This is a genomic window from Streptomyces azureus, assembly GCF_001270025.1.
GTDB lineage: Bacteria > Actinomycetota > Actinomycetes > Streptomycetales > Streptomycetaceae > Streptomyces > Streptomyces azureus.
Genome location: NZ_DF968205.1, coordinates 1 through 20,652 on the forward strand (window position 1 = coordinate 1; position 20,652 = coordinate 20,652).

Consider the following 20,652-nt stretch of genomic DNA (forward strand, 5'->3'; position numbering starts at 1 on the left):
GTCAGATCCCCACGTCCCACAGCACGTCATCATCAACGAACAAGATCCACTTTCGCAACAGACCCTAGGCCTTTGGTGAGCACGCAGAAGCTGCGGTGGCGTATGACACCATTGCCCCGGTGAACGAGGGGAGACGGGTAACGGACGGAACGGCCGCCGTACCCATGACGGCGGCCACGTCGGCGGGCTGCGGATCCCCTGCCTACGGCTCCGATTTCCTGCAGCTCGACTCCGGTGACGCACCCGTCGGCGGCAAGGCGGATTGGCTGACCCGGCGGCTGCGGCAGGCGATAGCTGACGGCCAGTTGGCGGTGGGCAGCAGGCTGCCGCCCAGCCGGGTGCTGGCCGCAGAACTGCGCGTCTCGCGCGGGGTGGTCACCGAAGCGTACCGGCGGCTGGCCGAGGACGGCCACGTCGAGGGGCGTCGGCGCGGTGGGACGGTAGTGGTCGCGGCACCTCCTTTGCAGCCGTTGGCGCCCTGCGGGACCAGGCCGTGCCGGGGTCCGGCGCCAGTCCCCGCTGACCGGGCGGTGTCAGGCACGCTCTTCGCCAGCGAACCCGATGCCGGCGTCTTCGACGCGCTGCGCGCTAACCGCGCGCGCGTCGACTTCACCCCCGGCCAGCCCGACCTCACCGCGTTCCCCCGCACGGCCTGGCTGCGCGCCGAACGGGCCGTGCTCGCCGAACTGTCCGCCGAGAACCTCGGCTACGGCGACCCCCGCGGAGCCCCGCCACTGCGCCGCGCTGTCGCAACCTGGCTGGCGACCAGCCGCGGCATCCGGGTGGGGCCGGACGAGGTGCTGGTTGTCGCTGGCACCGCGCAAGCGCTCACGCTGCTGCACCCCGTGCTGCGGGCGGACGGCATCGACAGCGTCGCGGTTGAGGACCCCGGCTCGCTTGGCGCCCGCCAGCACCTCCAGAACGGAGCCCTGGCCACCCCACCGGTGCCGGTTGACGACGGTGGCGTGCGCGTCGACGCGCTGCGCGCCACCGGCGCCCGCGCGGTGCTGCTCACGCCCGCCCACCAATTCCCCACCGGCGTGGTGACGAGCGGCGAGCGCCGCCGCGAGCTGCTGCTCTGGGCGAAGGACGGCGGGCTGATCATGGAGGACGACTACGACGCGGAGCACCGCTACGACCGGCCGCCGGTGGCCGCGCTGCGTGCGTTGCTGGCCGACCAGGTGTGTTACATGGGCAGCGTGTCCAAGCTGCTCGCGCCCGCGCTGCGGATCGGCTGGGTGGTACCGCCGCCCCGCTACCGCGATGCGCTGACCGACGCGAAACGCTTCACCGACCTAGGCAATGCCGTGCTGCCGCAGCTGGTGCTCGCCCGGCTGATGGAGTCCGGCGACTTGGAGCGGCATCTGCATCTGCTGCGCGGCCGTCACCGGCGGCGCCGCGACGCGATGATCGACGCCATCGCCGAGCACCTGCCGGGCGCGGTCGTGCACGGCGCAGCGGCCGGCCTGCACCTTACTGTCACGTACGCGCCGGAGGTGCCTGACACCGAGCTCGCCGCCGCCGCGCTCGCCCGGGGCGTGAAGTGCCAGCCGCTGTCGTGGCACCGGCAGATGCCCGGCCACCCCGGGCTCGTCCTCGGCTACGCGGCCACCCCGCCGGGAGCCATCGCCGAAGGGGTGGCGGCGCTTGGCGAGACGCTGCGCGAGCTGGCCTGACGCCGCCTTCGGACGAGGTTACCGACGCTGTCCACGAGCCCTTGGCCACCGCCGGGCGCGGACCGCTGTAAGCCACGCACCTGAGACAGCAGGCGGACGCCCAGCGTGAGACAACCAGGAGAGCGCAGGCCACAGTGTCGGCCCATGGCACCAAAGCCGAGCACCTACAGGCGACGTGTAGATACTCACCATCCGCGTCATGTTCTCGCGAGTGATGACGTCTGAATAGCACTCATGACGCGGTACTGAGTAGGACTCCGTCAGGGCGTGTGTGATGCGTGATCAACCTTGCCGGTCCGGATCCGCGTGGAAGGGCGGATCCGGTAGGAAGACGGTCGTGACAAGTAGGCAACTCACCGACAGTCAGCGGAAGTTGCTCGGGCCGTTCCTGCTTATGGGCGAGTACGGCCCGTACCCCGAGCGGCTGCGGGATCAGTTCGAGGGGGTGACATCTGACGGTTCAGGACAGGCGCGCGGTGGCGTGAGATGCCAGACGAGTTCGGGCCCTGGCCGACCGTCTGCGGACGCTTTCGGGTCTGGCGGAATGCAGGCGTCATCACCGCTCTGCTGGGGGGCCTGATCGCCGAAGCCGCCACTCCAGGGCGCGGACGCCGACCGCCCACCCCAGGGCGCGGACGCCGACCGCCCAGCGCTTGCAGTGGGGCCTGCGCGCTGGAGCAGCGCTTACGACTCGGTCCGCGACAGCGGAGATCGGCTTTAGAAGGTCGACGGCCGAGCGGGACGCGAGGTCCCGGACGCGTTACCCGATTCCTGCTATCAGGGCCGTGGCGGAGAGAGCCAGCGCTCCGAGGCCGCCGACCATCCCCGCGATCGTGGCATCCCGGTGGTCGGCCGCACCACTCAAGTGGGTCCCGCAGCTGCGCGACCTGGGCTGTCCGTCAGGTGCTCTCAGTCGGGAAGCCCGTAGCGGACTCCAGTGAGCCGCTCGGAGAGATCCCAGAGCCGACGGGCGGTGTCAAGGTTCTTCGCGGATTCCGCGGGCTGTACGAGTGTCGGGTAGCCCTTGGACTCGTTGCGTCCGTCGGGTCCGATGAACTGGCCGCTCCGGGCTTGCGGTTGGACGGCGGCGTAGAGCTGGTTGAGGGCGCCCTTCTCGGCGCGCGATGGCGGGCGGAGCCGAGTGAACACTCGGGGACTCACGCGCGGGAATCCTGGGTGTCGGCAGACGACCGTCTTCTGACACGCGGACCCGTGATCACGAACCCGCAGGCTTCCGTCTACGCGCTGTGCGCCAACGTGCCATGGCCTGGAAGAAACGCGGCCCCAATCATGCGCGGGCTCGGGGTACTGCATCTTCGGTGGACTCCCGGTGCCCGCGTGGGCCGGCTGAACGGGCCGGGCCCCGGCCCCGGGTGGGCGGTGTGGCGGGAAGAGACACCGACCGCGTAGGGCAGATCTCGTTCCTCCAGCCCGGTGATCGCCCAGCTGGTCCAGGCCGACGAGGACACGGTGCGGGAGGTGATCCACCGGTTCAACGAGCTCGGCCTGGCCTGCCTGGACCCTCGATGGGCGGGAGGCCGTCCCTCCGAAAGCGACGCCGAGCTCGACCGCATCGAGCACGTGCTGGAGCACTTCCCCGACCGGGTCTTCGCCCTCGACGAGTTCGGGCCCCTCCAGATCCGGCCCACCCAAGGCTCCTGCTGGGCCGAACAGGGCAAGCCCGACCGGCTGCCGGCGACCCACCGCCGCACCCACGGCGTCACCTACGTCCGCGGCTGCTACTCCGCGGGCGACGACCGCCTGTGGAGCCTCAACCGCCGCCGCAAGGGCACCGCCAACAGCCTGGCAACGCTGCGACAGTTCACCCCGGCCGACTCCCACCACCGCAGCCACCCCGCACAGACCCGGGCCCTGCACCGCTGCCTGCGCCGGCGCAACACCAACGCCCGCCACCCCGACGTACTCGCCGCCCAACGCCGAGAACGCGCCCGCATCCGCAGCCAGAAGGGCACCCGCTGGGGCGGGCGCCCACTCGCCGCCGCAGCCTGACCGCTCAACCCTGTGGCCCGGAAACGATCACTGGGCAGCTCAGCCATCGGCCACGCCTGTCGGGCCGGGAAGCGGTGGGACAGGGGGAGCCGATGTCAAGGACGGGGTAGGGGGTGTGCCTGTCCCCGTGCCCGGTGCCGCTTTGTGTACGACCAGGTCACCGCGGTCATCAGGGCCGGGATGGCGAACAGCGGGGCGAAAGCGAACCCCCAGACGGTCTGTGCCGTACCGCTCGACATGTAGGTCTGGCTCTCGACGGTGAAAGCGACCACGAGTTGCCACAGCGCCACCAGAACCAGGACGCCCGAGGCGGTCCAGGCCAGCGGGGCGAGGACCCTGGGGTGCAGCGGCCTCCACCGGTCGCTGACGAGGAGCAGCGGAAACAGAGCGGCCAGTTCAGTGAGGACGGAGAGGCCGACGACGTATGCGATGCCCCAGCCTGGGATGTCGAAGACATCGCGCAGCACCTGGTCGCTGTAGCCCACATAGACACCGGACGCCATGGCGATGCGCCACAGGCCGGACGGGACGGCACACAGAGCGATGGCGTGGGCGGCGCGGCGAGCCCAGACAGGCGCAGGTGCGCAGGCGGGGAGAGGGGCGGTCGCTGTCGTCATGACGTACATGCTGGCCCTGGACACGGCGGCCACGCTTCGTCCGCTACGGCGGACCGTATCCGCCCTGCGGATGAGGGAGCACCCGCTGAGGGAGGACCTGAGGAGGGCTCACTCGCCGCACGAGCTGGGTTGTTCACGTCCGGCGATCGAGGGCATCGCGAACAACCCGGTGAACGTTCGCGGTCACAGCACTAGCCATGTGTTGTGACCGGGATGGTTCACCGGGTTGTCATGCCGCCTCGGTGATGGGGCGTGCTTCCCAGCGGATGGCCTTCCACTGCGGATGCGAGCACACTCGCGTCATTGGGCGGCCAGCCCATCGGGATGGCGGGCGTTGGCGTTGCGTCGGCGCAGGCGGCGCTGGAGTTCGTGGGCCTGAACGAGGTGGTCGGGGTGGTGACCAGGCTCCGGGCGTGGGCGCAGGATCTGCGGTCGGTGAGGAACAGCGGGCCTCGGGTGCCGCTGGCGTGGTACCACCGGCATCAGCCGACTCCGGCTTGTCATGTCAGGCCGCGCCGAGCCGGTCGGTGGGCCGTGCGGGCGACCGGGTGCTGGTGCAGCGGTCCGCCTTCGCGGGATCCACGTTCGCCTCGAGCGCTGGCACAGCCCAGCTCAACACCACGCATGCCGATCAGAAAGAACGAACCGCGACACGCGATCCTTCACCGGTTCTCGCGGAGTCGGAGGAGGGGCAGCGGGGCCGACGGGCGGTGCAGGTAAGCGAAAAGTGCCGCTGCCCTGGGCGGGGCGTTCGGCCCCGCCCCTCCTCATGTGCTGGCTCAGGCGCCGCGTTTGACCGCGAGGAAGCTGGCGGTCTGGCCGGCCCGGGCCAGGGTGGGCCCGCTTCCGTGGTTCGCGGCCCGCAGGACCGTCCCCGCCAGGGTCTGGCGTTGGTTGATCCCGGTGGGCCAGCGGGGCAGGACGATGCCCTCGTACTCGTAGTGGAAGTCCGAGATGGGCGTGTCCGGCTGGCCGCGGCCCGTGAGGGTGAAGTGCACGCCGGGTCCGTTCGTGGCCTTACCGGTCATGTCCATCGCGAGGGGTTCCTCGCCTGGGTCCGTGGGGAAGACCAAGGCTCCGCTGACCACCCCACCCGGCTCGACAGAGAGCCTCAGCTCCAGTTGCGCGAAGCGGAGCGTGTTGAAGTCGTCGACCGGTTCGGGGCGGTCGAGGAAGCTTCGGTAGGTGTAAGTGCCGGCCAGGTCCGCTGTGTCCATCGCCGCCTCCGTGTCTCGATGCGTCGGTTGTCCCTGCCTAGGGTTCGGTGGTGATCAGGGATACGCTGCCGATGCGGGGACGGGACTCGGGCGGGACCGTCGGCATGACCGTGCGGGTGCGCGCTTCCGGTCCGGCGCCGGGCGGTGGGCCGAGCGGGGCCGGCGTCACCACGACGGGCGGAATGCCCTCGCCGTCCCACCGGCCCAGCCGACGCAGCTCGGTCAGCTGGTCGGTGATGTCGAACTTGAAGCTGAGCCCCGACCCGCCGTGCTCGTGATGGTGGGCATTGCTGCCGACCGCGCCGAAGAAGTGGAGGTGGCCGATGAAGTACGGGCCTTCCGGGTCGAGATCCTCTTCGTGGTCCGGCCGGGCGCCGACGTAGACGCGGTAGTTCGTTCCGGGCGGCGTGTCGGCGCGTACCTCGTCGATGTTGAGGATGGCGCGGGACGGGGTCTCCGGTGAGGCGGCCTCCGGCAGGGCCGAGGCGCGCGCCGTGGGCTCCGGGCTCAGGGGGACAGTGACGCTCTCTGCGCCCAGGCCGGTCGGCCCGGTGGTGGCCACGACCGTCTCCGGCGGGGGATTGGCGCCGGCGGCCAGCATGGCGACGAGGCGCTCGGGAGGCTTGAGGCCGACACCCTCGGTCAGGGATTCGTACATGTACCCGAGCTGCTGTTCGTCGAGGAGGTCCTGGGACGTGAACCCCACCTGGTTGCCCTGCGCGTTGCGGAAGTGGTGGGTAAATCCGAGCCAGTCCGGGTCCGTCGGGTTCTGGTGGTCGGGGTTGGTGAGCCAGGCGGCCCAGAGGCGGTCGATGTTGGCGTGATGGAGCCAGAAGACGGGGTCGCGGGGCGAGAAGAACTGGGACATCACACCGCCCACGAAGCCGTGGATGAGGTTGTGGGGCTGCATCTCCAGCTGACCGGACCCGCCGAGGTTCAGGTGGATCAGCTGGCTGTCGGTGTCTGCGCTGCCGAACTGCGTCACGCCGGTGAAGTGCGGTGCCTGCATGGCGTTGTGCGGGTTGACCTCGGGCCACTGGATGGAGTGCCCGGCCGCGGCATCCGTGTCGCGATCGGGAGCCCCCAGGAACAGGGGGTTGTCCCCTTTCCCGTCGGGCCAGTCAGGGCTCAGGAACTCGATCGGCAGGCGACGGCACGCCTGGGACTCCGGGCTGTTCGGGTCGCCGTTCGTGACGCGGGTGTAGTTCCAGTACGGCAGGGCCCAGTCGTCGGGGCCGTTCAGCTCGTCCTTGATGACGTGGCGCACGATCTCCTCGAAGCAGAGGATGTAGGCGCGGTGCCAGGGCAGGAAAAACCAGCCGCCGTGCGGGCAGTTGTTCCACTCCGGGTTGTCGCTGTCGCTACTCGTACCGTGGATGTTGGCCTGGAAGAGCCAGCTCGTCGGATCCGTCTCCGGCTTGCCCTGCATCGCCCGTACCGCTCGGGCGTACCACAGGAGCTGATCGTCCCAGGCTTCCGTCATTTTCGTCGTGTCACGACGTGTTCGAACCGCTCCGGCCATGGCTGTGCCCTCCTGGGTGAGGAGTGGAGGAAAGGCGCGGCAGCGAATGCCACGGGGGCGCAATGCCGCTCAAGGACGTGTCGCGCCTACCCCTGTGGGAGGTATCCACTTCCAGCGTCGCATCGAGTCACGCGGATGCAACTCGAGGGGTTTGAGGGGGAACGGCACGAGGTCAGCGCACGACCAGCGCGGCTGTCGCGGTGACGACGACCGCCGAGCCGAGCGCCAGCAGGACGGGCGAGCCCGCCAACTCCCCGGTGACCTGTCGGCGCTGAGCCACCGCCAAGGCTGTCAGCGCGCCCCGCAACAGCACGCCCGCGACCAGCGCGAGCAGCAGCACATGCATCCACTCCGGCACGTGTGCCGCCTCGGTGACCCAGCCGCCGACGAGCGGGCTCAGACAGGCGACGATCAGCCACGGGGTCAGGCGCCGTCGGCCTCGCGCCTCCAGCACCGCCGTGAGCGCGAGTCCCTCGCTGACGGAGTGCACGAAGATCGCGGCCACCACGGTGACCGAGGGCAGCAAGACCACGGACATACCCTCCACGAAACGGTGCAGTACGAGGGCCACGGCCATCCCGCCGCACGTGAGGCGCCCGGGTTCACCCTGTCGGCCCGTCCAGCGCCCGACCGAAAAGAGCGCGAAGGTGGCCACGACGACGACCGGCACCACCCAGCCGGGCGCCCCCACCTCCTTCGCTTCTTCCAGAGCGTGCGGCACGATGTCAACCCCGGCCACGGCCAGCAGCACGCCCGACGCCGCCCCGAGCAGCACCGTCGACCGATGCGACCAGCGCCGCCCCAGCCAGGCCCCGGCCAGGGTCCCCACCGTGATCAATACGAGCCCCACGTACTGAGCGCGATCGAACTCCCCCCACGACAGCACGGCCCCCGCCCCCGCATCGACCACCGCACCCATCGCGGTTCACCTTTCGTGAAGCGAGTGCACCAGGAACACCCTGCGACGCTGTCACGTGTCCCACCCGCCCGCATCCCGAGGGACATGGGCGTGGCATTCTGACGGCATGGGGGCAGCCGTTCGGGTGAAGCCCCATCTCCTGGCCCCCGGTCCACCCGGCCCCGTAGTCCTAACGAGCTCGTGCATGGTTGGCGGGGAGACGTGAGAATGAGCCTCTCCGTGTCGTCACGCCGACCCGGCAGTCACGCTGATGTCGAGCGGATCTTCAGGGCGTGCTCATCGCAGCGCAGAATCTCCAGCTCGTAGTCCGGGTGATCGCTTCCGGGGAAGGAGATGCTCAGTCGACGATCCTCCACGAGCCGCCATCGACCGGGCACCGATTCGGGAGCGTCCACAGGACCCACGAGGTAGTCGATGAACGTACCGTCCGGCAGGAATGCCAGCCCACCACGACCGCGCGCAAGCGGGAAGTCGTAGTCGTCAGGCCGATAGACCGTTACACCTTCGGTGTCTTCCTCGAAGGAGTGCCACCACCTCTGGAACAGACTACGAGGAAGTTCGTTCATCGCTTAACCACCTCGCTATCACAATGCAGTTTGCCCCTTTTGTTCGAATATGCCTACTCTCGAGTGTAGGGGTGGTGGGAGGGTGCCCGCACAGTAGGACGACCGGGTCCCCGTCCAAGTGTGAGCTTCTTGCTTCAGCGCCCCACCGCACGAAAGCACCATCTCCAGACACTGGCAGGAGAGACCCCATGTCTGACGAATCATCCCTCCGCAGCGCTTCCCCTGAGTACATCGACTGGTGTGCCACGATGAGAAATCACCGGCAACTCCTCGACACCAAACCGGACTACGCCGAGAACTGCGTGCTGCTCGAGGAGGCCGCGTCCGCCTACGAAAGCGGGGAGCGGAGAGTGGCGAGAGAAGAAGGCGTGATCGACGTCCCCGTCGTCGTGCACGTTGTGCACAACACCGATGAGCAGAACATCAGTGATGCACAGATCCGCAGTCAGATCGCCGTGCTGAATGATGACTTCGGGAAGAAGAATCCGGACATCAGCAAGGTGCCGACGGTCTGGCAGAGTGTCGCCGGCGATGCCCGCATCCGCTTTCACCTCGCTACCGCCGACCCGCTCGGGCGACCCACGACCGGCATCACGCGTACCAGGACCTCGGTCACCAGCTTCGCGGCCCCTGACCCCAATTCCCCCGACCCCGAGAAGAGAAAGGACAACAAGGTCAAGTTCTCGCAGAGTGGCGGCCAGGATGCCTGGCCCGCAAACGCCTACCTCAACATCTGGGTCTGTCAGCTGACAAGAGGGCTGCTCGGCTACGCGCAGTTCCCGGGTGGTCCGGCGTCCACGGACGGTGTCGTCGTCACTCACACAGGCTTCGGAACCAACGGAACCGCCGCCAGGCCGTTCAATGGAGGCCGCACGACAACGCACGAGGTCGGGCACTGGCTCAACCTGCGACACATCTGGGGCGAGCAGCGGGGGTGTGCCGGCGACGACCTCGTCGCAGACACTCCCAACCAGGAAGGGCCCAATATCGAGAGTCCAGCCTTCCCTCATGTGACGTGCAGCAACGGGCCGAACGGGGACATGTTCATGAACTACATGGACTACACCGACGACGCGGCGATGTTCATGTTCACAGAAGGCCAAGTGGCCCGGATGCACTCCACGTTCCAAAACGCCCGTAAGTCGTTTGCGGCCCGCCAGGCCGTCCTGGCGTAACCACAGGGGTTGTGGGAGATCGCCAAGCCGCTGATCCCTCCGTTCGCGGCCACGTACTGGTCAGCGGCTGTGCGTGGCGGTCACTGCCGCCGTGCTTCGGGATATCGAGGTCAACGTGCCCGCGCCGCGGCTGCCGTGATCCGGGCCCGGGTCGTCGAGTCGGCCTGGCGGCCATCACCGTAACCACCAGGGTGTTCGTGATGGACAGCAGCGGCCACTTCCACCGGCGCCACCTGCTCGCCGAACCCGCCGTCACCTTGGGGGATCTCCGCCTGGTGGCGGGTATTTGCCTGGTACGAGGCCGGGGGAGGCGGAACGGCTCCGGGGTGAGTTATCGGAGTTCGTTGCCGATGTATTCGGGTCGTTGCCGCGGCGGGATCAGCGGTGGTGGGGTGAGTGTTGTGAGCGGGGTCTGTTTCCCAGCGGGTTCGTAAGCGGCCAAAGCCGTGGAGCCAGGCGATGGCGGACTCGGCAACCCATCGCACCCGGCCCAGGCCGGGAGGCGGCGCGCCCGTTCCGCCATCGCTTGCGGCGTCCGGACGTCGATGCCGATGGCTGCGGCAGCCTCAAAGTCGCCCATTCCTTGATCCGCACGCCGGAAGTGTGCCTCCCGCAACCCAACCACCCTGGTTACACCGTTCGTCGACGGGCCCGGCCGTCGGTTGAACGCCGGGCGTTCCAGACTCCGTCTTCTGTTGGCGCGGTCAGGTTGTCGGGTGTTGGTCCGGCGGGAGGATCAGGGTGGGTTCGAGGACGGTGTGGGGGGTGGGGGATTCTTCCGGGGCGGGGGTCAGGGGGGCGCGGGTACCGCGTTGTTGGCGCCAGCCGGCCTGGGCGGCTACTACGGCTACGTAGGGGATGACGACCGAGCCGATGAGGGCGCCGATGGCTACGGCGGGCCAGTGGGCCCAGGTGAGGGCCATCAGGACGACGCAGGCGGTGCGGATCAGCATGGCGGTGAAGTAGCGGCGCTCGCGGCCTTGCAGGTCCCGGGTCAGGCCGGTGCGGGCCTGGGTGATGGACTCGGGGCGGGGGGCTTCCCGGCGCCACGGGCTGGTGCTCATCGGGCCTCCGTTCGTCGTACGCGAAACGGCTGCGCGGGTGACCCGTCCCTGGTCACCCGCGCAGCCGTGCTGGCCGGCCCTCTGCGATGTGCCGCCGGGTCAGTGCACGTCCTGGCCCTGCTCCCGCTGCTCGACGGCGTGTTCGTCGTGCTCGGTGTGCTCGGCGTGGGCCAGTTCCTCGCGGGTCGGCTTCGCGATCTGACCGCCGTAGAGCCAGCGGCTGAGGCGGTGGCGCAGGACTTCCTTGCGGTGGTGCGGGTTGGGTATGCCGTTGTGCTCGGGTGCGGGCGCCGGCAGGGGCTGGTAGTCCTGCCTGGACAGCAGCGCGTACTGCGTGCCGCGGTCGAGGGGTTCGTGCACCTCGATGAACTCGCCGTGCGGGAGCCTGCGGATCCTGCCGGTCTCACGGCCGTGCAGGAGCTTGTCGCGGTCGCGTCGCTGGAGGCCGAGGCAGATCCGGCGGGTGACGACGTAGGTCAGTACGGGGACGACGAAGAAGCCGATGCGTACCACCCAGGTGACGGAGTTGAGGGACAGGTGGAAGCGCTCGGCCAGGATGTCGTTTGCGCCGCCGAAGAACAGCACCAGGTAGAGCGCGATGAAGGCGCAGCCGAACGCGGTCCTGGTGGGGTGGTCGCGCGGTCGGTCGAGGAGGTGGTGTTCCTCTTTGTCCTTGGTGACCCAGGCCTCGAGGAAGGGCCACAGGGCGAGCACGGCGGCCATCAGGGTGGGCACGACGACGGCCGGGATCAGGACGCCGAGGTTGACGGTGTAGCCCCACAGGACGAACTCCCAGGGCGGCATGGCGCGCAGGGCGCCTTCGAGGAAGCCCATGTACCAGTCGGGCTGTGATCCCTGGGAGATCTGGTCGGCGCGGTAGGGACCGTAGGCCCACACGGGGTTGATCTGTGCGATGCCGGCGACCAGGGCGAGGAAGCCGGTGACGAGGAAGAAGAAGCCGCCTGCCTTGGCCGCGTAGTTCGGCATCAGGGGCTGGCCGACGACGTTCCGCTCGGTGCGGCCGGGGCCCCGGAACTGGGTGTGCTTGTGGTAGAAGACCAGGATCAGGTGGACGGTGACCAGGGCCGTGATGATTCCGGGCAGCAGCAGGATGTGGAAGCCGTAGAACCGCTGGATCACGTCGTGGCCGGGGAACTCGCCGCCGAAGAGGAACATCGTCAGGTAGGTGCCGACCACCGGGATGGCGAGGGTGACGCCTTCGGCGATGCGCAGGCCGGTGCCGGAGAGCAGGTCGTCGGGCAGTGAGTAGCCGAGGAAGCCTTCGAGGATGACCAGGACCAGGAGCACGAAGCCGATCAGCCAGTTCATTTCGCGCGGCTTGCGGAACGAGCCGGTGAAGAAGTGGCGCATCGTGTGCACGCAGAGGGCGGCGATCATGGTGAGGGCCGCCCAGTGGTGCAGCTGGCGGACGAGCAGGCCGCCGCGTACGTCGAAGCTGATGTCGAGGGTGGAGGCGTACGCCTGCGACATCGTGACGCCGTGCAGCGGGGCGTAGGAGCCCTCGTAGACGGTCTCGGCCATGCTCGGGTCGAAGAACAGGGTGAGCCAGACGCCGGTGAGCAGCAGCACGATGAAGCTGTAGAGGGCGATCTCGCCGACCATGAACGACCAGTGGTCGGGGAACACCTTGCGGATCAGGCTGTGGAAGCTGTAGATCCCGAGCCGTCCGTCCGCCCAGTCAGCGATGCGGACGCCTTTGGATGTCTCGGTGCGCGCACCCGGCGGCGCCGTTTCGGTCGTGCTCATCTGCGCGCACCCTCCCCTCGCCGCTCGGCCGTCACTGGCACACCCGGCCCGGCCGGTAAGCGGTCGGTCGTCGGGTCGGCCTGCTGCGGCGCAAGCGGGCCCGTGCCTTGGAGCAGCTGAAACGGTATCCGCGCACGGTGGGGCCGAACAAGCGTCCTCAAGTCGGATTGATGTTCCAACTCAAGTCCTCCTCAAGGAAGTTGCGAGTAGGGAGGCTCTGCCGTGCCGGGCCTGCGGGGAGGCCGGTCGTGGTGGGCGCGGCTCGGCGGGGGCGGCGGGCGTCCGGGCCGTGTGGGGGGTGGGGCGGGGCCGCCGGCACCGCCGCGAGGGCCGTCGGGGCGGGGCTGTGCGGGCCGCGCAGGGCGGCTCTCAGCACCCGTGGCCGTAGCGCCGTGGCTGGGGGTGCGGCCGCCTTCAGGAGGTGGAGCAGCGCCGTCGCCGCGTACGGGTCGCTGGTCGCGGCTGCCGCGATCCGGGCGTGGTAGCGCCGGCCGAGCCGGGTGCCGACGCCGGAGTCCTGGTCGCTCTTCGCCGCCCGTACGGCGCGGGTGCTCGTCCGCCAGGCGGGGGCCAGGCGGTGGGCGAGGGCCCGGCGCAGCCGGTAACCGAGGCCGACGGCTGTGCCGTGGTCGGCCAGCATGTGGCCGAGGACGAGGGCGGACTGCACCGCGGTGGTCATGCCCTGTCCGTGGGCCGGGTCGAAGGCGGCGAAGGCGTCGCCGAGAACGAGGAACTGGTCGGGCCAGCGCCGCAGTTTCTCGAAGTGCCGCCAGCGGTTCTCGGTGGCGCGGCAGACGTAGACCGGGCCGAGCGGGGTGGCGGCCCGCAGGACGTCGTGCAGCAAGGGGTGGCGCAGGCCGCCCGCGGCGTGCAGCAGTCCCGCGTGGCCGGTGGGCGCCTTCCCGCCGTCGCCGGTGCAGATCGACACCGACCAGCGGCCGCCCTCCAGGGGGTTGAGCATGCCCTGGGCCGGGTTGTCGGGCGAGGGCATCAGCAACAGGCTCTTCCAGTCGGCGACGTGGCCGACGGGCGCGGTGAACACGGCGGTGGCGACGGCGGTGCCGGCGTCGGCCACGGTCTCGCGGGGAGGCTCGTAGCCGAGTTCGGCGAGCCATTGGGGGGCGCGCGAGCCGCGTCCGGTGGCGTCCACCACGAAGTCGGCGGACAGCAGGCGGCGCAGGCCCCATCCGTCGGGCGCCTTGCGGTCGCGCCGGCGTATCCACACGCCGGTGACGGTGTCCTGGGGGCCGGGCTGGAGTGCGACCGCCTCGTGCTCGGCCAGGAGGGTCACCTTGGGGTCGGCGAGCAGCCGGTCGCGGGTCACCGCGTCGATCAGGTCGCGGCTTGCGCTGAGCATCGACAGGCCGGAGCCGACGCGAGGCAGCCAGCCGCTCGGGCCGAGCAGCAGCATGTCCTCGGGCATGCGGACGTGCACCGCTCCGGCGTCGGTGAGGTCTTGGACTATGCCGGGGAACAGCTGTTCCAGGCCCTGTTGGGCGGCTTTCATGAGGCTGTGCGTGTGCCTCGCCTGGGGCAGGCCCCGGCGGCGGACGGGTCCGCGCGGGACCCAGTCGCGTTCGACGACGGTGACCCGGTCCATGAAGCCGGCCAGGGCGCGGGCCGCGGTGAGCCCGGCGAGAGACGAGCCGAGGACCACGGCGTGGCCGTGGCCGCCGCCCCCTCTTGCGGTCTCGGCGGCATGTGCGTGCACACTCACTCGGTTGCCCCCTCCGTGTGGGTCGTTCTTGCATGATGCGGGCAACGGCGGTCCGCGCGGCGGGGATCAGCCGGTGGGGAGCGATGGCTCGAGGGTTCGTCGACGGGGCCGCGAGGGGGATTCGAGCGGCTTTCGCGTACGCGGCGGAAAACGTCGGCGTCTTCGCGCCGCGCGGCGAAGTGCGGCGGGGGCCCCCGGCCCGCCGGGCAGGGGCCGGCCGGGCGGGCCCGGGGGCGTCTGCCGCGGCGGTCGTGGCGGGCCGCGTGTGCCTCTCGGGCCTTCTCAGACGCGGACGGTCTTGAGGGCGCGGGCCCAGGACTCCAGCTGGTCGAACAGGACGGGCGCGGACTCGTCGTGCTGCTCGCCCGGCTTGAACAGGGACCAGTTCTCGAAGTCGGTGAACATCGAGAAGGACAGCTGCTGGCGGACGTGCGCCAGGCGCAGTTCGCTGGCGATGGCGCGCAGGTGCTCGATGGCGCGGGCGCCGCCGAGGGTGCCGTAGGAGACGAAGGCGGCGGCCTTGTCGGCCCACTCCTGGTGCAGGTAGTCGATGGCGTTCTTCAGCGCGGCCGGGACGGAGTGGTTGTACTCGGGGGTGACGAAGACGTATCCGTCGTAGGCGGCGATCTTCGCGGCCCAGGCCTTGGTGTGCTCGTTGCGGTACTGGTGGCGGGCTGCCGGGACGGGCTCGTCCAGCAGCGGCAGCGGATGGTCGGCGAGGTCGACGAGTTCGTACTCGGCGGCGGGGCGGGCGCCGGCCCGGTCCATGACCCAGTCGGCGACCGCCTTGCCGTTGCGGCCGGGGCGGGTGCTGCCGAGGATGACGGCGATCTTCAGGTCGCTCACGGGGGCTCCTTCGTGGGGGGGCTCAGGTGTTGGCAACGGGCGCTCGAGGCGCTCAGGCGTTCTGCTCGGCCTCGGCCTTGTCGGCCTTGTCGGCCTTGTCGTAGAAGCCGTCCTCGTGGATGGGCTGGATCTCGATCGGCCGGTCGTTGGCCTTGAGCCACTCCTCGCGCAGGCGGGCGGCCTCGTCGTCGGCCTGCGCGGCGGGGACCAGGCGGCCGTCGGGGGTCAGGCGCATCGGCTGCTCGCCCGCCGGGCGCCAGTCGAACCGGGCGGCGATCTTGAACAGGTCCTCCTGGGTGAGCGGGCCGCCGTTGTCCTTCTCGGCCTGCAACGCGGTGGGGTGGTAGTCCTCGTAACCGCCGGGCATGTGGAGGGTCAGGAAGTGCGCGCCCTCGCCGGGAGGGGTGGCCCAGGTGTGCCGGGTGCCGACGGTGATGTGGGCCATGGCGCTCGGGCCGAGTTCGACGACCTCGTCGTCAACCTGGACGATCAGCTTGCCGGAGACGACGAAGTAGGTCTCCGTGGACTCCGCGTGCGTGTGCAGCGGCGGGCCGGACCAGGCCGGTCCCTGGCGGGTCTCCACCAACGACGCCGCCCCGTCCGTCATCTTGCTCGACAGCACGATCTCGAATCCGCGGCGGCCTTCGGGCCGGTCACCGGGGTGGATGATGTACGTCATGGAGTCCTCTCTCGGATCGCGTCGCACGGCGTCTTCGATCTAACCCGCGGCCCGGGTGTCCGACTGCGGCTGCGAAGGCGCGGTTGAACAGGGCGGTTTGCCGTTACGGTCCGCGCGCGCGGCGAGCCGGCCGGGCGGACCGCGAGCGCTGGGACCGCGAGCGTGCGGCGGCTCGGCCGGGGCCGTGCCGGAGGTGTTGTGCCTGGTGACGCGGTTGTGCGCGGGTGCGGGGCCGGGTCCCGGACCGCGCCGGGGGCCGGTGGTTGCGGGGGGCGGGTGGCCGTCGGCGCTCCAGCGGACCCGGGTGCGGCTTCGGGCGGGCGCGGGGGCGGCTGTGGCGGGGCGCGGGCCGTACTGCGGCGGGCGGCAGGCCGGGCTCCGGCGGGAGTGCAGGCGGGCTGGGGCGGGGCTCCAGCGGATCTGAGGTGCTTCTCCGCTGCCTCGCCCGAAGGTTGCGTGGATGGCCTGTGACCGCCGACCACTCAAGGAGGCCCGCCATGTGGGATCTGCTGCGCCCTCGCCGCGTGCTGCGTGAGATCTACCGTTGCCTGGTGGCGTACGGCACCGTTCATACGGGTCTGGATCCGGGTGCGACGGCCGGGGCGCTGCGGGACGCCGCTTCCGAGGACCCGGTGGGCCCTTTGCGGGGGCCGGGGCCGGGCCATCCGGAGCAGGTGTGCGGGGATGTGCCGCTCACGCCGCTGGAGCGTTCCCTGGCGCGGGAGCTGGAGTCGCACTGAGGGGACCCGCCGTGCGCGGCGCCGTCGGTGCCGGAAACGCCGCTGCCGGGGCCTGTGAAGGGGCCCCGGCAGCGGCGGTTGAGATGACGGTCAGGCGGCCACGCGCTCGGCGAGGAACTCCTCCCAGGTGCGCTTGCCCACGTCGTTGCCCTTCAGGGCGAGGTTCTGGCCGGCGCGGTAGGCCTTGCCGGCCTTGCCGGGCATGCGCACGGGCAGCATCGGGCGGCGCTTGCCCTGTGCGGCCAGGTAGCTGCGCAGCAGGTCGCCGAGCGGGTAGACCTTCGGTCCGGCCAGGTCGGGCACGCGGCCGGCGGGCTCGCCGAGGGTCAGCTCGACCAGGCGGGCCGCCACCTCCCGGGAGTCGACCGGCTGGAACTGAAGGCCGCCGGGGGCGGGGACGACGGGCATCTTGGTCATCTTCTGCGCCATCATCCACACGATGTCGTGGAACTGGGCGGCGCGCAGCATGGACCAGGGGATGCCGGATTCGGTGATGATCTTCTCCGCCTCGAGCTGGGTCTTGAACCAGCCCAGCGGCATCGTGTCGGTGCCGATGACGGAGATGTAGACGATGTGGCGGACGCCGGCCTTCTTCGCGGCGTTCACCAGGGTGCGGGCCACCTTGTCGTCGCCCTTGTTGCTGCCGGCGAGGTGCAGCACCGTCTCCACGCCGCGCAGGGCGGCGTCGATGCCTGCGCCGGTCATCAGGTCGACGGCGAAGTACTCGATGCCGTTGGCGGACTCGCGGGGCTTGCGGGCGAGGATGCGTACGTCGTGGCCGGCCTGCTGCAGCAGCGGAACCACATGGCTTCCCAGGGTGCCTGTGCCACCGGTGACCAGAATAGGTGCGGTCATCGCTCCCTTGTCTCCTCTTCGCTCTGGGGTCGGGGTTTCCTGGCGGGTACTGGGGATCGTCCGGTGCTAGACACCCGCGGTGACGCGGGCCGGGCCGAACCAGCTCTCCAGGGCTGCGGTCAGTTCGGCGCTGCCCGGCCCCGCCCAGGCGACGTAGCCGTCGGGCCGGACCAGCGTGGCGGCCGGCAGCCGCGGCGGCACGCTGGGGGTGTCGGCGGGCACCCAGGTGCCGGTGACGATGTCGACGCGGTCGGACCAGGCGGCAGCCCGGTGCTGCGGTCCGTCCGTGACGCCCGTGCTGTCGGTGCCTTCGGTGACGATGAGGACGCCTCGGCCCCGGCACAGCAGTTCCGCGACGCGGGTGCGGCTGCCGTCGGGCAGGTCGAGTGCGTGGTCGGGAGACAGCCGGCGGCCCAGCAGGGGGTGGTCGCCGGGGCAGGTGTCGTAGCGGACCCCGAGGCCGCTGACCATGCCGGCGAAGTGCTCCGCGGCGCTCTTGTCGTCCATCAGCTCGCGCATGACGGCGCGCAGCGGGTCCATCTCCTCGCCGCTGAGGTAGAGGGCGGTGGCGGCGTGGGTGTTGCGCAGCAGCTGCTCGCCGAGGGGGTGGCGCTCGGCGTGGTAGGTGTCGAGAAGGCTTTCGGGGGCGCGGCCGGTGGCCACCGCGGCGAGCTTCCAGCCGAGGTTGACCGCGTCCTGGATGCCGGTGCTCAGGCCCCAGCCGGCCAGCGGCGGGGTGGCGTGGGCGGCGTCTCCGGCGAGCAGGACGCGGCCGCGCCGGTAGGTGGCGGCCAGGCCCGCGCCGTTGCCGAAGGCGGCCATCCAGCGGGCGCTGCCGTGGTGGATGGACTCGCCGGTCATGCGCTGCCAGGCGTCGGCGACGTCGGTGAAGGTCAGCGTGGCGGTGTCGGGGTGGGGCGGCAGGCTCCGGTCGTGGATGAGGACGCGGTGGTAGCCGTCGCCGAGGCTGACGCACAGGACCATGCTGCCGCCGGGGACGTACTCGCCGGTGGGCCGCTGGCTCGGCTCGATGCCCGTCACGTCGGCCATGTACATCCCGCGGGTGGACTCCCAGCCGGGGGCGGCGATTTCGGCCAGGGTGCGGATCGTGCTGTCGGGGCCGTCGCAGCCGACGAGGTAGGAGGCCGTGTCCCGGTGGCGGCCGTCGGGGCCGTCGAGGACCAGCTCGACGCTGTCGGCGGTCTCGGTGAAGGCGACGGCCTCGTAGCCGCGCCGGACGGTGACGCCCAGTTCGCCCAGCCAGTCGGTGAGCAGCTGTTCGGTGCGCGACTGGGGCAGGCCGAGCACTCCGTGGTGGCTCTCGTCGAGCATGCTCAGGTCGAAGCCGACACCGCCGAAGTGGCCGCGCTGACCACGGCGGAACTCCCCCAGGCGGGCGAGCAGGCCGCGCTGGTCGAAGATCTCGGCGACGCGCTTGGTGAAGCCAAGGGCCCGGGACTCCCCGGACGGCGCGGGCAGTCTGTCGTAGACGGTGACATCGGCGCCGCCGAGCCTGAGTTCACCCGCGAGCATGAGGCCCACGGGTCCGGCGCCGACCACTATGACGCGAGTTTCCACTATCCGCTCTCCCTTTGCAGCGTCGAAGACACATATCCGCCCACGACGTCGAGCGCATGTGACGGCCATCATGGCATGAATGTCACTCGCGAAATAGTCGCGCCAGCGGACTCCGGCAGCCTTACGCGTCCGGATCGAGTGACCGAGGACTTTTTCCTGAGCGATCCTCAAGCGACCTTCGAGTGGAATTCAAGCGGACTTCGAACGGAATTCGAGAGCGGGCTCGGGAGGCAGGACGGGGGCGTCCCAGTGGATGCGGTGGGTGAACTGCCAGTCGAGGGGCTCGGGCTTGAGGTCGCGTGCCGGGCGCGTGAGCGGGCTGGCCTTGCTGGCGTTGGTGCGGGCGGCGAGGGCGATGATCCGCTCCACACGGGCCCGCCGCAGCCCCTCGTACGCCGTGAACGCCTGGTCGTGGGGCAGGTCGCGCAGGCAGCGCGCCAGCTGTACGGAACTCTCCACGGCCTGGGATGCGCCCTGCCCGGAGCTGGGGGAGGCCGCGTGGACGGCGTCGCCGACCAGCACCATCCGGCCGCGGCTCCAGGTCGGCACCGGCGGCATGGTCTCCAGCGGGCCCGTGATCAGCAGGTCGGCCGCCTTGGTGCGGGCCAGCAGGTCCGCGGCGGGCGCGCAGTGGCCGGCGAACGCCTCGCGCAGGCGGTCCAGCCACTGCTCCTGCGGGGTCTGCCGGGCCTCGGCCAGCGTCAGCGGCTCGGGGTGCGGCAGGTTGACGAACCAGCCGCCGGAGCCGTCGGCGTGCACCAGGTGGCCGAAGGAGCCGGCGGGGCCGTAGCCGACGTGCAGCCTGCAACCGGTGCCGGGCAGTCCCGTGTCGGCCAGCGGGGCGGCGAAACCGAGCAGGCCGGCGTACTGCGGGCGGGGAGCAGCCGGGTCGATGAGGGCGCGCACCGTGGAGCGGATGCCGTCCGTGCCGATCAGGATGTCGGCGCTTTCCTCGGTGCCGTCGTCGAAGTGGGCGGTGACGCCGTCGCCGGTGTCCTCGGCGTGTACCAGCCGCTTGCCGTGCCGGGTGCGGATGCCGCGGCGGGTGGCCTCGTCGTACAGCGCCCGGTACAGCTCTCCGCGCCAGACGAAGCGGGACGGCGGCAGGTCGGCCGGCAGGGTGATCTCGCCGAGCAGTTCGCCGTCCGCGCTGTGCAGGACGGTGCCGCGCATGGGGGTGCCGACCCGGCGGATGACGTCGCCCACGCCGATCGTGTCGAGGGCGTTGACTCCGTTGGGGGCCAGGCTCAGGCCGCCGCCGATGCCGTCGGCGGTGACGTGGTAAGCCTCGTGGACGCGGGCTTCGATGCCTGCGCGCTGGAGCGCCATGGCCGTGGTCGAGCCGGCGATGCCACCGCCGATGACCAGTGCGGTGCGGATGTGGGAGGTCATAACTCCTGCCTCGGTCGGTCGGGGGCCGTCGGTCGGCCGGCTGCGGGGCGCGCGGACGGCTTCTGCATCGGCCGTGTACGGGCGTCGGCTCGGGATTCTTCGTCCTGCGCCGGCTGATCGCGGGAAGGTTTCCTGGGCCTGGCCGACTTATCCGGCGAGGGTAATTCAGCGGGTGCCTTACGACAACACCCGGCGGATTTATGGTGTTCGACTGCGGAATACCGAGGTTGAGCAGTCGGGCGTTCAACTGTCCACGTTTTCCGCATTGACCGTCGTCGAAATCGGCGGCTACTTTCCCGGGCGGATAAAGCT

17 protein-coding genes and 4 pseudogenes are annotated in these 20,652 nt (G+C 70.5%); 6 read left to right on the top strand and 15 right to left on the bottom strand.

The window, feature by feature from the left end:
* The first annotated feature begins 164 nt into the window (after nt 1-164).
* Both pdxR and AOQ53_RS45770 read left to right on the top strand, forming a co-directional pair.
* The gene (pdxR, locus tag AOQ53_RS04360) at nt 165-1,676 is read left to right on the top strand and encodes a MocR-like pyridoxine biosynthesis transcription factor PdxR (protein WP_059415128.1); all 1,512 of its coding nucleotides are present in this window, start codon (nt 165-167) and stop codon (nt 1,674-1,676) included.
* A gap of 337 nt (nt 1,677-2,013) precedes the next feature.
* Nucleotides 2,014-2,282 (top strand): annotated as a pseudogene (locus tag AOQ53_RS45770) (transposase); the annotation flags it as partial.
* A 303-nt stretch (nt 2,283-2,585) separates the two neighbouring features.
* On the opposite strand, the gene AOQ53_RS45775 reads toward AOQ53_RS45770, so the two are convergent.
* Complete coding sequence (locus AOQ53_RS45775) at nt 2,586-2,837, bottom strand: SDR family NAD(P)-dependent oxidoreductase (protein ID WP_236711573.1); 252 nt, start codon at nt 2,835-2,837, stop codon at nt 2,586-2,588.
* A 270-nt stretch (nt 2,838-3,107) separates the two neighbouring features.
* Between AOQ53_RS45775 and AOQ53_RS04370 the strand changes: the two are divergent.
* A pseudogene (locus tag AOQ53_RS04370) lies at nt 3,108-3,686 on the top strand (helix-turn-helix domain-containing protein); the annotation flags it as partial.
* 95 nt (nt 3,687-3,781) lie between these two features.
* Here AOQ53_RS04370 and AOQ53_RS04375 read toward each other — a convergent pair.
* From AOQ53_RS04375 to AOQ53_RS04395, 5 genes are all read right to left on the bottom strand, one after another.
* On the bottom strand, nt 3,782-4,312 hold the full coding sequence (locus AOQ53_RS04375; RefSeq protein ID WP_059415157.1) for a hypothetical protein: 531 nt from the start codon (nt 4,310-4,312) through the stop codon (nt 3,782-3,784).
* A 770-nt stretch (nt 4,313-5,082) separates the two neighbouring features.
* Complete coding sequence (locus AOQ53_RS04380; protein WP_059415134.1) at nt 5,083-5,520, bottom strand: hypothetical protein; 438 nt, start codon at nt 5,518-5,520, stop codon at nt 5,083-5,085.
* 37 nt (nt 5,521-5,557) lie between these two features.
* Nucleotides 5,558-7,003, bottom strand: a complete 1,446-nt coding sequence (locus AOQ53_RS04385) for a tyrosinase family protein (protein WP_059415135.1) — start codon at nt 7,001-7,003, stop codon at nt 5,558-5,560.
* 211 nt (nt 7,004-7,214) lie between these two features.
* Entirely contained in the window at nt 7,215-7,961 is a 747-nt protein-coding gene (locus AOQ53_RS04390) for a ZIP family metal transporter (RefSeq protein WP_059415137.1), read from the bottom strand.
* 242 nt (nt 7,962-8,203) lie between these two features.
* Nucleotides 8,204-8,527: a hypothetical protein gene (locus AOQ53_RS04395; protein WP_059415140.1), complete on the bottom strand. Its 324-nt coding sequence runs from the start codon at nt 8,525-8,527 to the stop codon at nt 8,204-8,206.
* Between the two features lie 188 nt (nt 8,528-8,715).
* On the opposite strand from AOQ53_RS04395, the gene AOQ53_RS04400 reads away from it, so the two are divergent.
* Nucleotides 8,716-9,702, top strand: a complete 987-nt coding sequence (locus AOQ53_RS04400; RefSeq protein WP_059415141.1) for a zinc metalloprotease — start codon at nt 8,716-8,718, stop codon at nt 9,700-9,702.
* Between the two features lie 9 nt (nt 9,703-9,711).
* Nucleotides 9,712-9,830: pseudogene (locus AOQ53_RS45160) on the top strand (IS5/IS1182 family transposase); the annotation flags it as partial.
* Between the two features lie 270 nt (nt 9,831-10,100).
* Here the strand turns inward: AOQ53_RS45160 and AOQ53_RS45165 are convergent.
* From AOQ53_RS45165 to AOQ53_RS04425, 6 genes and pseudogenes are all read right to left on the bottom strand, one after another.
* Nucleotides 10,101-10,199, bottom strand: a pseudogene (locus AOQ53_RS45165) (IS5/IS1182 family transposase); the annotation flags it as partial.
* Between the two features lie 207 nt (nt 10,200-10,406).
* Nucleotides 10,407-10,766, bottom strand: coding sequence for a DUF3099 domain-containing protein (locus AOQ53_RS04405; protein ID WP_059415142.1), 360 nt, complete (start codon nt 10,764-10,766; stop codon nt 10,407-10,409).
* 99 nt (nt 10,767-10,865) lie between these two features.
* Complete coding sequence (gene qcrB, locus AOQ53_RS04410; protein WP_059415143.1) at nt 10,866-12,533, bottom strand: cytochrome bc1 complex cytochrome b subunit; 1,668 nt, start codon at nt 12,531-12,533, stop codon at nt 10,866-10,868.
* Between the two features lie 157 nt (nt 12,534-12,690).
* Nucleotides 12,691-14,250: an FAD-dependent oxidoreductase gene (locus tag AOQ53_RS04415; RefSeq protein ID WP_059415144.1), complete on the bottom strand. Its 1,560-nt coding sequence runs from the start codon at nt 14,248-14,250 to the stop codon at nt 12,691-12,693.
* Nucleotides 14,251-14,532: 282 nt separating this feature from the next.
* Nucleotides 14,533-15,096, bottom strand: a complete 564-nt coding sequence (locus AOQ53_RS04420; RefSeq protein ID WP_059415146.1) for an NADPH-dependent FMN reductase — start codon at nt 15,094-15,096, stop codon at nt 14,533-14,535.
* Between the two features lie 52 nt (nt 15,097-15,148).
* Nucleotides 15,149-15,775 carry a cupin domain-containing protein gene (locus AOQ53_RS04425; protein WP_059415147.1) on the bottom strand — a complete coding sequence of 209 codons (627 nt, stop codon included), beginning with the start codon at nt 15,773-15,775 and terminating at the stop codon, nt 15,149-15,151.
* 497 nt (nt 15,776-16,272) lie between these two features.
* Between AOQ53_RS04425 and AOQ53_RS04430 the strand changes: the two genes are divergently transcribed.
* On the top strand, nt 16,273-16,515 hold the full coding sequence (locus AOQ53_RS04430) for a DUF6059 family protein (protein ID WP_059415148.1): 243 nt from the start codon (nt 16,273-16,275) through the stop codon (nt 16,513-16,515).
* A gap of 90 nt (nt 16,516-16,605) precedes the next feature.
* On the opposite strand, the gene AOQ53_RS04435 is transcribed toward AOQ53_RS04430, so the two are convergent.
* The 3 genes from AOQ53_RS04435 to AOQ53_RS04445 all read right to left on the bottom strand — a co-directional run bounded on the left by AOQ53_RS04435 (nt 16,606) and on the right by AOQ53_RS04445 (nt 20,340).
* Entirely contained in the window at nt 16,606-17,370 is a 765-nt protein-coding gene (locus tag AOQ53_RS04435; protein ID WP_059415149.1) for an SDR family oxidoreductase, read from the bottom strand.
* A 66-nt stretch (nt 17,371-17,436) separates the two neighbouring features.
* Nucleotides 17,437-18,948: an FAD-dependent monooxygenase gene (locus AOQ53_RS04440; protein WP_059415150.1), complete on the bottom strand. Its 1,512-nt coding sequence runs from the start codon at nt 18,946-18,948 to the stop codon at nt 17,437-17,439.
* Nucleotides 18,949-19,137: 189 nt separating this feature from the next.
* Nucleotides 19,138-20,340 carry an FAD-dependent monooxygenase gene (locus tag AOQ53_RS04445; RefSeq protein ID WP_059415152.1) on the bottom strand — a complete coding sequence of 401 codons (1,203 nt, stop codon included), beginning with the start codon at nt 20,338-20,340 and terminating at the stop codon, nt 19,138-19,140.
* Nucleotides 20,341-20,652 lie beyond the last annotated feature (312 nt).

Excerpts from the sequence above, each read along its gene's own strand:
- pdxR (WP_059415128.1), top strand. The coding sequence starts at position 165 with ATGACGGCGGCCACGTCGGCGGGCTGCGGATCCCCTGCCTACGGCTCC.
- AOQ53_RS04375 (WP_059415157.1), bottom strand. The coding sequence starts at position 4,312 with ATGTACGTCATGACGACAGCGACCGCCCCTCTCCCCGCCTGCGCACCT.
- AOQ53_RS04380 (WP_059415134.1), bottom strand. The coding sequence starts at position 5,520 with ATGGACACAGCGGACCTGGCCGGCACTTACACCTACCGAAGCTTCCTC.
- AOQ53_RS04385 (WP_059415135.1), bottom strand. The coding sequence starts at position 7,003 with ATGACGGAAGCCTGGGACGATCAGCTCCTGTGGTACGCCCGAGCGGTA.
- AOQ53_RS04390 (WP_059415137.1), bottom strand. The coding sequence starts at position 7,961 with ATGGGTGCGGTGGTCGATGCGGGGGCGGGGGCCGTGCTGTCGTGGGGG.
- AOQ53_RS04395 (WP_059415140.1), bottom strand. The coding sequence starts at position 8,527 with ATGAACGAACTTCCTCGTAGTCTGTTCCAGAGGTGGTGGCACTCCTTC.
- AOQ53_RS04400 (WP_059415141.1), top strand. The coding sequence starts at position 8,716 with ATGTCTGACGAATCATCCCTCCGCAGCGCTTCCCCTGAGTACATCGAC.
- AOQ53_RS04405 (WP_059415142.1), bottom strand. The coding sequence starts at position 10,766 with ATGAGCACCAGCCCGTGGCGCCGGGAAGCCCCCCGCCCCGAGTCCATC.
- qcrB (WP_059415143.1), bottom strand. The coding sequence starts at position 12,533 with ATGAGCACGACCGAAACGGCGCCGCCGGGTGCGCGCACCGAGACATCC.
- AOQ53_RS04425 (WP_059415147.1), bottom strand. The coding sequence starts at position 15,775 with ATGACGTACATCATCCACCCCGGTGACCGGCCCGAAGGCCGCCGCGGA.
- AOQ53_RS04430 (WP_059415148.1), top strand. The coding sequence starts at position 16,273 with ATGTGGGATCTGCTGCGCCCTCGCCGCGTGCTGCGTGAGATCTACCGT.
- AOQ53_RS04435 (WP_059415149.1), bottom strand. The coding sequence starts at position 17,370 with ATGACCGCACCTATTCTGGTCACCGGTGGCACAGGCACCCTGGGAAGC.
- AOQ53_RS04445 (WP_059415152.1), bottom strand. The coding sequence starts at position 20,340 with ATGACCTCCCACATCCGCACCGCACTGGTCATCGGCGGTGGCATCGCC.